Origin of the sequence: Mesobacillus jeotgali, assembly GCF_014856545.2 — a bacterium.
In the GTDB taxonomy this organism is placed as follows: domain Bacteria; phylum Bacillota; class Bacilli; order Bacillales; family Cytobacillaceae; genus Mesobacillus.
The window spans coordinates 3099297-3111459 of the sequence record NZ_CP109811.1 but is presented as its reverse complement, the minus strand read 5'-3'; the positions used below and the strand labels follow the sequence as shown (position 1 = coordinate 3111459).

The following is a 12163-nucleotide window of genomic DNA, read 5'->3' as shown; positions in this document are numbered from 1 at the left end:
TTATATGGAAAAAGTAAAGATTGTTATTGCAGGACCAAGAGGAAGAATGGGTAAAGAGGCTGTCAATTTGGTGCTCGGGACGGATACATATGAACTCGTTGGCGTTGTCGACCGGAAGTATGAAGGAATGAAACTTGGCGAGCTCGAGGGGTTTCCGGAGAGTGATGCCTTTATTTTTACGGATTTCGAGAAATGTCTACAGGAAGTAGAGCCAGACGTCTTGATTGATTTGACAACACCTGAAGTAGGCATGTTCCACACAAGGACTGCTTTGAAATATAAAGTTCGCCCCGTAGTAGGAACAACAGGGTTCAGCAAGGAAGATCTTGAAGAACTTGAACAACTATGCGCTGAACAGGAAACAGGCTGTATCATCGCTCCTAACTTTGCAGTCGGGGCGGTTTTGATGATGAAATTCTCACAAATGGCAGCCAAATATTTCAGTGACGTTGAAATCATCGAACTGCACCATGACCAGAAGCTGGATGCACCATCGGGCACAGCTGTCAAAACAGCCCAAATGATCTCTGATGTACGTGAACCAAAAAAACAGGGCCATGCTGACGAGAAGGAAACGATTCAAGGTGCGCGCGGTGCGGATTATGAAGGCATGCACATCCACTCTGTAAGACTGCCTGGACTGATTGCCCATCAGCAAGTATTATTCGGTGCCGACGGACAAACTTTGACGATACGTCATGATTCCTACAATCGAAGCTCCTTTATGTCCGGAGTCAAACTTGCGGTGGATACAGTCATGAAAATGGACGCTTTTGTTTACGGATTAGAGAATATCATTGAATAGGGGAGAAACCATGAACATTGCTTTAATTGCTCATGATAAAAAGAAAGACGATTTAGTGGGGTTCGCAGTCGCTTATAAGGAGATTTTTGAAAAGCATACATTATTTGCTACCGGGACTACAGGATTGCGGATCATTGAAGCAACTGGATTGGAAGTGTCAAGGTTTCAATCTGGCCCGCTTGGCGGCGACCAGGAAATCGGCGCAAGAATTGCCAACAATTTAATGGACGCAGTGTTTTTCTTCCGAGATCCATTAACTGCGCAGCCGCATGAACCTGACGTGACTGCCCTGGTTCGGCTTTGTGATGTATATTCCGTTCCGCTTGCGACCAATATGGGAACAGCGGAAATTCTTGTCAAAGGAATTGAAAGAGGAGATCTTGATTGGCGAAATATAGTGAAAGAAGAAACTGGTGATGAAAATGGAAGCAATAAAGCTTGATATTCTCGCATTTGGTGCCCATGCTGATGATGTGGAAATCGGGATGGGCGGTACAATCGCAAAATATGCTGCTGAAGGTAAATGGATTGGGATTTGTGATTTGACCAAAGCTGAAATGTCTTCGAATGGAACAGTAGAGATCAGGAGCCGCGAAGCGAATGAAGCAGCCGGCATTCTTGGAGTGAAGATGAGGGAAGCACTTGACTTGCCGGACAGAGGCTTGTTTTTAAAGGAAGAATACATAAGGGAAATTGTTAGAGTGATCAGGCGAAACAAACCGGACATAGTTTTTGCACCTTATTTTGACGACCGTCATCCTGACCATGGCAGCTGTGCCCGCCTTGTCGAGGAGGCGGTCTTTTCGGCGGCAGTACGAAAATATGATGAGAATGATGGGTTGGCACCACATAGGCCGAAAGCGTTGTATTTTTATATGATCAATGGATTCCATAAACCTGATTTTGTTGTTGATGTTTCGGATTTTATAAATTTAAAAATCAGTGCACTGAATGCTTACGAAAGCCAATTCGTGAAAGGGGCAGCCACATTTGACACCCCGCTGGTGAACGGCTATATCGAAACAGTCGAGGCGCGCGAAAAATTATTCGGCAAGGAAGTTGGCGCCGCATATGCCGAAGGCTTTATGTCTAAAAAACCATTGTTAATCCACAAGGATTTGTTAGGGGAAGGAAAATGAAGAAATTAAAAATTGGCATCACCTGCTACCCGACGGTGGGGGGATCTGGTGTTGTCGCAACTGAACTTGGGAAGCTGCTGGCAGAGAAAGGGCATGAGATTCATTTCATTTCATCGAGCCTTCCCTTCAGGCTGAAGAAAATGTACCGGAATATTTATTCTCATGAGGTAGAGGTCAATCAATACTCAGTATTTCAGTACCCTCCATACGATATAGCACTGGCCAGCAAAATTGCAGAGGTCGCAGTCTTGGAAAATTTAGATGTCCTCCACGTCCATTATGCGATTCCCCATGCTGTCTGTGCCATTTTGGCCCGCCAGATGAGCGGACGTGATCTGAAGATTGTCACTACGCTTCACGGTACCGATATTACTGTACTTGGATATGATCCATCTCTAACGGATGCCATTCGTTTCGGTATTGAAAAATCGGATGTTGTGACAGCAGTGTCCAATTCACTGATCCAGCAAACATATGATTTGATCAAACCGGAAAAGGAAATTAACTGTGTGTACAACTTCATCGACACTCGAGTCAACAAACGCAGTGATTCCACAGATCTTAGAAAAGAATATGGAATCCTTCCAGAAGAGAAGGTGGTCATCCATGTATCAAACTTCCGGCCAGTTAAAAGGGTTCCAGATGTCATTAAAACATTCGCAGGAATCGCTGAAAAAATGCCGGCCAAGCTTTTGCTTGTAGGAGATGGACCGGAAATGAAGACTGTCTGCAATCTTGCAAGTGAGCTGGGGATTCGTGACAAAGTACTGCTTCTTGGTAAGCAGGAGAGAGTTGAAGAGCTATATTCATTAAGTGATTTGATGCTTCTCCTTTCAGAAAAAGAAAGTTTCGGACTGGTAGCTTTAGAGGCTATGGCTTGTGGCGTACCATGTATCGGAACGAATGTAGGAGGGATCCCAGAAGTGATCGTGGACGGAAGGACCGGATACATTTGCGAATTAGGAAATATCAAAGAGATAACAGAAAAAGCTGTCGATATACTCTCAAGTGCGGAAACCCACAAGCGGTTTGCTGAAAATTCGATTGAACGGGCAGAAAAGAGCTTCAGCGCAGAACAAATCGTATCTGAATATGAAAGAATCTATTATAATATCGTCGGGCAGGATGTCCAATGATTGGCGAACCATTCATACAGGCTGCACCTGTCCTCCAGTTAATCGAGAATGCTGGCTTTGAAGCGTATTTTGTCGGCGGTTCTGTAAGAGATCATATACTGGGCCGCGAAATATCCGATGTTGATATTGCTACCTCAGCATTACCTGAGGAATTAAAACAGATTTTTCCTAAAACCAATGACGTGGGAATCGAACATGGAACGATTCTTGTCCATCATAAAGGCGGCCATTATGAAATCACGACATTCCGAACCGAACAAAATTACTCTGATTTCCGAAGGCCTGATAAGGTCTCTTTTATCCGGTCTTTAAAGGAGGATTTACAGCGTCGCGATTTCACGATGAATGCAATTGCGATGGACAAGGAAGGGACCATAATCGATCCTTTTGCGGGCAAGGAAGCGATAAACAAAAAGGTGATTGTGACTGTAGGCAATCCTGATGAACGTTTCGGTGAAGATGCATTAAGAATGCTGAGGGCTGTTAGATTCCAATCACAATTATCTTTTTCGATTGAAAAGCATACTATAGAGTCGCTTGCAGCCCACTGTCATCTGCTGGAGAACATTGCGGTCGAACGGAAAACTGTTGAGTTCGAGAAATTGCTTGTGGGGAAAGGCAGGAGTGAAGCGGTTCAATTGCTGGCAAATAGCGGCATGATTCAATTTTTGCCAGGATTGAAAAATCATAGTGATGAAGTAAGACGCTTTTCGAGCCGTTTAAGTAAAAACTTACGACTGACGGAGTCCTGGGTCCTGTTAGTATTTGAATTAGGATTAAAGGACAAGGAAGTAGATAATTTCCTGAGAGAATGGAAGCTCCCGGTAAATAAAATTAAAAGAATCAACAAAATTCATTCCTTATTATTGCATCGCCTTGAAAATGACTGGAGTCTGGAATTGGTTTATAAAGCAGGTCTGGAAGATGCGATTAGTGCTGAAATAGTGTATGCGTCCCTCCATAACATTAGTGGCAGAGATAATGAAATCAGGGATTTGTATGAGCGGCTTCCGATCAAGCAACGTAAGGAATTGGATGTAACGGGAAATGATGTCATGGCATGGCTGGATAAACACCCAGGTCCGTGGCTGCGAGACATTCTTGAAGAAATCGAACGTTCTGTAATCTATGGTGTCGTGCCAAATGAGAAGGAGAAAATAAAGGAATGGCTGAACGCGTTCAATCTGAAATCAGAAAAAAATTAATAGATGCATTTACGAAAAACGAAACTGAATACCTATCCGGACAACATCTCGCTGATATTGCTGGCTGTACACGCACAGCGGTCTGGAAGCACATCGAGGAACTTCGCAAGGAAGGTTTTCAGTTTGAAGCGGTTCGAAGGAAAGGATACAAGATCATCTCTATCCCTGACAATATGTCTGCAGACAAAATAAACCTTGGTTTAAATACTGAATTCTTAGGCCGGAATCTGCATTACCATGACAGTGTGGAATCGACTCAGAAAATAGCGTATAAGCTGGCTTATGATCAAGCCGAAGAGGGAACTGTCGTGATTGCCGAAGAGCAAACTGCAGGCAGAGGCAGAATGGACCGTAAATGGCATTCTCCCAAATATTCAGGGATATGGATGAGTCTCATCCTTAGACCGAAAATTCCTATCCCGAAAGCACCGCAGCTGACATTGATAACGGCGGTAGGAGTGGTGCAGGCCATAGAGGAAGTAACAGGCTTACTGCCCGAAATTAAATGGCCGAATGACATTCTCATCAATGGCAAGAAAATAACCGGGATCCTTACCGAGCTGCAGGCGGAATCCGATCGGATCAATTCTATCATTATCGGAATCGGCCTCAATGTAAATACAGGTATAGAAGATTTTCCTGAAGATATCCGATCAATTGCTTCGTCGCTTGCCATTGAATCTGGCAAAATCATAGACAGGGAAAGATTGATCAGGTCGATTCTTGAAAAACTGGAGAAGTTGTATTTGCTTTATCTGAAGAAGGGCTTTTTTCCAATAAAGCTGATGTGGGAGAGTTACGCGATCAGCATTGGTAAACAGATCACTGCAAGAACACTTACCGGGGAAATCAAGGGAAAAGCTATTGGTATCACTGAGGATGGAGTTCTATTGATCGAGGATTCAGCAGGGGAGGTTCATAATATTTACTCGGCTGATATCCAGATCGAAGGTTAAAATCGTTGTGTAGCCAAAAAAGCGGTCATTTGCTATAATCAATCTGGGCGGTATCGTGAGAACTGCACCTTGTTGACTTTTTTTATAAAAAAATAGTTCTGCCTGGATCCGGTAGCGGACTGGGACAGAGGGATGAAACAAGTACAGGCTTCAAAGGGTCCTTCTGGCATAGATGGGTCCTTTTTTAGTGTCTGGGGTTGATGGATTGTTTTATCTCCTCTTCAGAAAAAGGGAGGAAAGAAAAATGAAACAAACAACTGATTTCTTAAAAATGAAGCAAACAGGCAACAAGATCGTCATGGTGACGGCCTATGATTATCCTTCAGCAAAGCATGCTGAACAGGCTGAAGCAGATATGATTCTCGTAGGCGATTCCCTTGGAATGGTCGTGCTGGGCTATGACTCAACTATACCGGTCACAATGGATGATATGATCCACCATTCGAAGGCTGTCAGGCGAGGAGCGGGAAACACGTTCATTGTTGTCGATTTGCCATTTATGAGCTATCATCTGTCAATCAAAGACACGCTTATAAACGGTGCGAGAATCATGCAGGAAACTGGGGCAAACGCTGTTAAATTAGAAGGTGCCGATGAGGTCATTGACCATATAAACGCACTGACCAAGGCAGGAGTACCTGTGGTAGCTCATCTTGGCCTCACTCCGCAATCAGTAGGTGTACTTGGCGGATATAAAGTGCAGGGGAAGAGCGCGGATGCAGCAAAGAAATTAATTGCTGACGCAAAAAAATGCGAAGAGGCAGGTGCGTTTGCAGTTGTTCTGGAATGCGTTCCTAAGCAGCTTGCTGAACAAGTCAGCCAGGCCCTTACAATCCCGACGATTGGCATCGGGGCTGGAGCAGAGGTTGACGGACAGGTTCTTGTATACCATGATATTATCACTTATGGAGTGGACCGAGTCCCGAAATTCGTGAAACAATATACGAATGTAAATGAATTAATCTCATCAGGGCTCAGTGCCTTTGTTACTGAAGTCAGGCATAAGGCATTTCCTGAAGACAAACATAGTTTTACTATGAAGGAAGAAGAATTGCAGGCATTGTACGGGGGAAAAGAATGAAAATCATAAGAACAATCACCGAGATGCAGGAGCAGATGCAAAAACTTAAATCTGAAGGGAAAACCATCGGTTATGTACCAACCATGGGTTTCCTGCATGAAGGCCATATATCTTTGATGAAGAACGCCCGGCCAGAAAATGACGTTGTGGTCCTGAGCATTTTCGTTAATCCTCTCCAGTTCGGTCCGACAGAGGATTTGGACGCCTACCCAAGGGATTTTGAACGCGACCATAAAATCGCGGAATCTGAGGGCGTGGATTTTATTTTCTACCCTTCTGCAGAAGAAATGTATCCAGGTAAGTCTTCAATCAAGGTTTCTGTCGTTGAACGGACAGATGTACTTTGCGGAAAATCAAGGCCAGGCCATTTTGACGGGGTAGCAACAGTTCTTATCAAGCTGTTCAATATCATTCAGCCAACGAGGGCCTATTTTGGTCTGAAGGATGCACAGCAGGTCGCAGTGGTCGATGGCCTGATCAAGGATTTTAATTTTCCGATCGAATTGATTCCGGTTGAAACAGTTCTTGAAGAGGATGGCCTTGCAAAAAGCTCAAGAAATGTCTATTTAAGCGATGAGGAAAGAATTCAGGCTGTTGAACTCAGCAGAAGCCTCAACATGGCCAGACTCGCCATTGACAATGGTGAAAGAAATGCTGAAGAACTTGTTGAATTGATAAAAAATCATTTAAATGAACATACGACAGGTACAGTAGATTATATTGAAATTTATTCCTATCCTGAGCTGCAGGAGTTGGAGGCTTTGAAGGGAAAAGTCATCATTGCCCTTGCAGTGAAGTTCTCTAAAGCCAGATTGATTGATAATATCATTATAGAAGTAGAATAATTTAAATAGGGGGATTATATTCCATGTTCCGCACCATGATGAATGCTAAAATACATCGAGCAAGAGTAACTGAAGCAAATTTGAACTATGTAGGCAGCATCACCATCGACAGCGATATTCTGGATGCAGTCGGTATGGTTGCCAATGAAAAGGTTCAAATTGTCAATAATAATAATGGCGCTCGCTTTGAAACTTACATTATTCCTGGGGAAAGAGGGAGCGGCGTTGTGTGCCTGAATGGAGCAGCAGCACGTCTGGTTCATGAAGGTGATGTTGTGATCATCATTTCCTACGCGCTTGTTGCGGAAGAAAAGGTTCCGTCACATCAGCCAAAAGTAGCGTTGATGGATGAGAATAACCGTATAGTAGAAATGCTTCACGCTGAACCTGAGAAAACGGTATTCCTATAAAACAAGAAAACTCCCGTACCATCGGGAGTTTTTTCATACCATTACTCTGTATTCCCTTTGCCATGCTGGTAAAGGACTTGGATAAGGATCTTCCGGTAAAAATATGAGATAGAATTACATACAGACGGTTGACTGGATATTTGCCCTGGAATGGTTAAAAGAATACCCCAATTGCATTTATAATGGTCATAATATGAATAGGCCTGTTTTACATAGGGATTTAAAGATGGAAAGTGCTATATCCCACTAATGGCCATTGGAGCATGAAAGTGGAATGTCCGAATGATGGAAAGCGTCTCAATGAAGGCCAATGGAATATGAAATGAAATATCTGGATAAAAAATGTTACATGAAATTAATGTCCGGATGAAAAAAATACATTATTGTAGAGTGTCAGAACAGCGTTAAAGGCATTGTCTCACTTTCACTTTCGTATTTTTTGTGATACGGTTTTGTTTGACTGAATGTTAGAGGTGTATTGAAGAATGAGCCAAAAATTTGTGGTTGTAGATTTAGAAACAACGGGAAATTCCCCCAAAAAGGGTGACCGTATTATACAATTTGGAGCCGTGATCATTGAGGATGGGAAGATTACTGGCCGATTTTCCTCACTTGTCAATCCATTGCAGGCTATTCCTGCTTTCATTGAGGAGTTGACGGGAATTTCGGATTCAATGGTGAAGGATGCTCCATTATTTGAGGAAATCGCTCCACAGATCTCTGATATGCTTGAGGATGCGTATTTTGTGGCTCATAATGTTTTATTTGATCTTTCGTTTTTACAAGAAGAATTATTAAGCTCAGGCCAGGAAGGTTTCTATGGCCCGGTTATAGATACGGTGGAAATGGCAAGAATTCTTTATCCGTCGGCTGACAGTTATAAATTGACAGATTTGGCCGCAAGAGAGGAATTGCATCATGACCGTCCTCACCAGGCTGATAGTGATGCCCAAGTGACGGCAGAGCTGCTCCTGATCATGCTTGACGCTGTAAAAGCCTTGCCTCTTGTTACAGTCAAGGAGCTTGCAAAGCTTTCTGAGGGACTAAAAAGCGATCTTCACTTGATTTTTGATGATGTACTGAATAGGAAGGAGCGCAGCCTGGAAGTATTACCTGACCATATTGAGGTCTACCGGGGGATTGCTTTGAGAAGGGTAGCGGCAGTCAGAAACGCTGAACAAAGTGTTATTAAGTATCCTGAATCAGTGGAGGAAAAGAAGGCACTCCTCCAAAAAGCTTTTACTGGCTATGAAATCAGGCATGGGCAGTTCGAGATGATAGATACTGTGCGTGAAGCTTTCTCAAAGAATGGCCATGCTTTGATTGAAGCGGGAACGGGAGTAGGCAAGTCTCTTGGTTATTTAATCCCCGCGGCAATATTTGCTTTGGAAAGCAATAAACCAGTTGTAGTCAGTACTTATACTACCCAGCTTCAGGAGCAGCTATTGTTCAATGACGTTCCGAAACTCGCTCAGGTACTGGGAACATCCATAAATGCTACGCTGATTAAAGGCAGGAATAACTATATCAGCATGGCCCGGTTTGAGCAATCCCTGAGGGAAGTAGAGGAGAACTATGATACAGCCCTTACTAAAATGCAAATCCTTGTATGGCTCACGCAGACAGAAACTGGAGATTTTGATGAACTCAATTTATCAAGCGGGGGCATGCTTTTCTGGGGTAAAGTGAAAAATGAACGTGCTTTATTCCTCAGGACAAAGCATTGGGAAGGCTATGATTTTTATCAAAGAGCGGTTGAAAAAGCACAGCATGCGGATATTTTAATCACCAACCATTCCATGCTTCTTGCGGACCTTGTTTCTGAAAAAGGTCCATTACCGAGTTATGATTATGCCGTACTCGATGAAGGTCACCAGTTCGAAAAAGCGGCAGGAAAGTACTTTGGGAAATCACTGGATTATCTCGGGGCCAGGCTAGTACTTAATCAGCTTGGTCTATATGACCAAAACCAGCTGTTTTATAAATTGGAGACGCTGCTGAACCATAATAACGGCGATATTGATTCCGGCAGACTTCATTCGTTTGAAATCAATCAGTTGATTTCCGACCTGGTATATGAAACAGAAGAACTTTTCAAGCTTGCGGGAACCTATGCTAGGAAAACGCTGAAGAATAAAACCCTTGGCAGCAAAATACATGCAAGCATGGTTCCGGACAGGGATAATCGTATATGGAGCGCATTGAAGACAACCGCCGAAAGGTTTTATTTTCACTTAAAGGATTTAATCGCGGCTCTGGACAAAAGGCTGGTTGAGGCTGGGAAAAACTCTCAGCAATATACAGGCGTGCAGCAATCCATCCTTGAAGAAGTAGTACAAGTTAAAGAAGATTTGGAACAAATTTGCATGACCGCCAGGACTCTTTTTATGGATGATAGCGGCTATGTGAGATGGATCGAGGCAGATATGAGGGCTTTGCAAAATTCAACGACCATTTTTTCACGCCCTGTTTATGTATCTGAATATTTGGCAGAACAATTCTTTGCGAAAAAAAGAAGCGTAGTTGTTACCTCAGCAACCCTGTCTGTTAATAATTCCTTTGCTTTTATCAAAAAGGAATTGGGAATCCGAAATACGCTTATGGAAAAGCAAATACCATCGCCATTCTCCTATGGTTCGCAGGTCAAGCTTGTTGTCCCTGACGACTTGCCGGATATAAAGGCTGTTTCCAATGATGATTATGTTGCGGCCATTACAGAACATATAATATCGATTGCAGAAGCAACCAAAGGCCGGATGCTGATTTTATTTACATCCCATGAGATGCTGAAAAAGGCTTATGAATTGATCAAGGAAAGCGGCCTTCTGGAAGAATATATTTTGATTGCCCAAGGTATTACAGCAGGGAGCAGGACGAGACTGACCAGGAACTTCAAGCGGTTTGATAAAGCGATTTTATTTGGGACCAGCAGTTTTTGGGAGGGTGTTGATATTCCGGGTGAGGATTTGTCATGCTTGATCATCGTGAGGCTTCCATTTACTCCTCCCGATGAACCAATTACAGCCGCTAAATGTGCTTTAATCAAGGAAAACGGTGGCAGTCCTTTTTCTGAACTATCCTTGCCTGAAGCGGTCCTGAGATTTAAACAAGGATTCGGGAGGCTGATCCGTACATCAAACGATAGAGGTTTGATTTTTGTTTTCGATCGAAGGCTTGTTACTACATCATATGGAAAAGCCTTTTTACATTCGGTGCCTGACGTTCCTGTTGAAAAAGGGACTATAACAGAAATTGTCGAGATGATTCATGATTGGCTGTAGGAACGCTGTGTTATTTTGCCTATGTGAAAGCAGTCCTTTTTTAAAAAGCTTTTTATAATTTCAGCTAAATGACGCACTCTAAAGCTAGAAGTAATTGGAGGAGTGTACATGAAGCTGATATTAGCAATCCTGGCATTTATGAATTGGTATTATTTTCCGTATGAATCTCCTTCTTCTCCCGTAGAGGTTGAAGGAGTGGATGTCAACCTGAAAAGAAATGAATTGGCCTTTACCTTTTTAGCAATCAGCGATGGAGAAGCTGCGCTAATCCAGCACGCCAATGGCGATAATATACTGGTCAACACGGGTGGAAAGGGTACTTTAAAACAGCTTGAAAGGCTGCTCACTCTTTTTCATGTTAAGGATTTATCGACGATTATTTTGACTGCGGATACAGGGCAGGAAAACCTCGGGCAAATCATCGAGAAATATAATGTTCGCCGGATATTTACCGGGAAAGCTGGTAATCAGGTTCTTACACAAGCTCCAATTCCGGCCGAGGTGAAGGTTCAAAGCTGGAAGCAGGGAGATTTGTTAAAGCTAATGCCAGGATTGACTGCTGAAGTCATTTTTGATGGAAGTGAAGAGAATGAAGGGACGGATATATCTTTTCAATTTTTCCATCATCAAATTTTTTATATTAGCTCAGCGAGTCATAATTCTGAGCAAGCTTTTCTTGCTGAACCATTGAAGAATGTCAATATAGTGAAATTGCCCTTTTTTGCTGCAAAAGGTTCTTTTTCTGATTTGCTGATCGAGCATTTAGATCCGCAACTCGCAGTGATTTTTAAATCCAATTCGATTAAACCCGACCCAGATTTAGTGGAAATGCTGAATGAAGCCTGGATTGATGTTTATTTCACAAAGCAGCATGGTACTGTTACAATTAAGCTTACCGATTCAACCTATGATGTCATAACGATTTTGAGCGAAGAATAAAAGCTGAACCTTTTTAGCTGAAAATATCACTTCTGAAATGATCAAATGGATAAAGAAAAACTGCGCATAAATTGCGCAGCCATTTTAGTTCTGTAAGAAGTAAAATAACACTTTGAGAATTGTCCAGCTACAGCGCCTAGCCACTCGAGTCGCTTGTCTTGTGTCGCCTCCTAGAAACTCCGAAACTTCAACTCCGCCGGCAGAAGCAAAAAGCGCTTCTTTGTCGGAGTCTCCAGTTTCTGCGTTTCTGGACAGTCGGCTATACATTTCGATTTCGGTCCTGCCAATGAAGTTAAAGAACAACTTCACTGGCAGGCCCTCCAGCGCTTGTCGGGGCTGACCGAGGCGCTTCCGCTTTTCTGTGTT

12 protein-coding genes are annotated in these 12163 nt (G+C 43.0%); 11 read left to right on the top strand and 1 reads right to left on the bottom strand.

Annotated elements, in window-relative coordinates; translation table 11 throughout:
- The first annotated feature begins 4 nt into the window (after positions 1-4).
- The 11 genes from dapB (at position 5) to FOF60_RS15905 (ending at position 11797) form a co-directional block, all read left to right on the top strand.
- Positions 5-805 (top strand): 4-hydroxy-tetrahydrodipicolinate reductase, encoded by an 801-nt coding sequence (gene dapB, locus FOF60_RS15955; protein WP_192470402.1) that lies wholly within the window; start codon positions 5-7, stop codon positions 803-805.
- Positions 806-815: 10 nt separating this feature from the next.
- Positions 816-1247, top strand: coding sequence for a methylglyoxal synthase (mgsA, locus tag FOF60_RS15950; RefSeq protein WP_192470403.1), 432 nt, complete (start codon positions 816-818; stop codon positions 1245-1247).
- On the top strand, positions 1228-1944 hold the full coding sequence (bshB1, locus tag FOF60_RS15945; RefSeq protein ID WP_192470574.1) for a bacillithiol biosynthesis deacetylase BshB1: 717 nt from the start codon (positions 1228-1230) through the stop codon (positions 1942-1944). Before mgsA ends, bshB1 begins: the two co-directional genes overlap by 20 nt.
- A complete protein-coding gene (gene bshA, locus FOF60_RS15940; protein WP_192470404.1) occupies positions 1941-3080 on the top strand; it encodes an N-acetyl-alpha-D-glucosaminyl L-malate synthase BshA in 1140 nt (379 codons plus the stop codon). Before bshB1 ends, bshA begins: the two co-directional genes overlap by 4 nt.
- The gene (locus FOF60_RS15935; RefSeq protein WP_225649890.1) at positions 3077-4285 is read left to right on the top strand and encodes a CCA tRNA nucleotidyltransferase; all 1209 of its coding nucleotides are present in this window, start codon (positions 3077-3079) and stop codon (positions 4283-4285) included. Before bshA ends, FOF60_RS15935 begins: the two co-directional genes overlap by 4 nt.
- A complete protein-coding gene (locus tag FOF60_RS15930; RefSeq protein ID WP_192470405.1) occupies positions 4246-5241 on the top strand; it encodes a biotin--[acetyl-CoA-carboxylase] ligase in 996 nt (331 codons plus the stop codon). Before FOF60_RS15935 ends, FOF60_RS15930 begins: the two co-directional genes overlap by 40 nt.
- Positions 5242-5485: 244 nt before the next feature.
- Positions 5486-6322 (top strand): 3-methyl-2-oxobutanoate hydroxymethyltransferase, encoded by an 837-nt coding sequence (gene panB / locus FOF60_RS15925; RefSeq protein ID WP_192470406.1) that lies wholly within the window; start codon positions 5486-5488, stop codon positions 6320-6322.
- Positions 6319-7167 carry a pantoate--beta-alanine ligase gene (gene panC, locus FOF60_RS15920; protein WP_192470407.1) on the top strand — a complete coding sequence of 283 codons (849 nt, stop codon included), beginning with the start codon at positions 6319-6321 and terminating at the stop codon, positions 7165-7167. The genes panB and panC overlap by 4 nt, the downstream gene beginning before the upstream one ends.
- Positions 7168-7190: 23 nt before the next feature.
- Positions 7191-7577, top strand: a complete 387-nt coding sequence (panD, locus tag FOF60_RS15915) for an aspartate 1-decarboxylase (protein ID WP_192470408.1) — start codon at positions 7191-7193, stop codon at positions 7575-7577.
- 485 nt (positions 7578-8062) lie between these two features.
- Positions 8063-10858, top strand: coding sequence for an ATP-dependent DNA helicase DinG (gene dinG / locus FOF60_RS15910; protein WP_192470409.1), 2796 nt, complete (start codon positions 8063-8065; stop codon positions 10856-10858).
- A 108-nt stretch (positions 10859-10966) separates the two neighbouring features.
- Entirely contained in the window at positions 10967-11797 is an 831-nt protein-coding gene (locus tag FOF60_RS15905) for a ComEC/Rec2 family competence protein (protein WP_192470410.1), read from the top strand.
- An 84-nt stretch (positions 11798-11881) separates the two neighbouring features.
- Here the strand turns inward: FOF60_RS15905 and FOF60_RS15900 are convergent, their stop codons facing one another.
- On the bottom strand, positions 11882-12106 hold the full coding sequence (locus tag FOF60_RS15900; protein ID WP_192470411.1) for a hypothetical protein: 225 nt from the start codon (positions 12104-12106) through the stop codon (positions 11882-11884).
- Between the last annotated feature and the right edge of the window lie 57 nt (positions 12107-12163).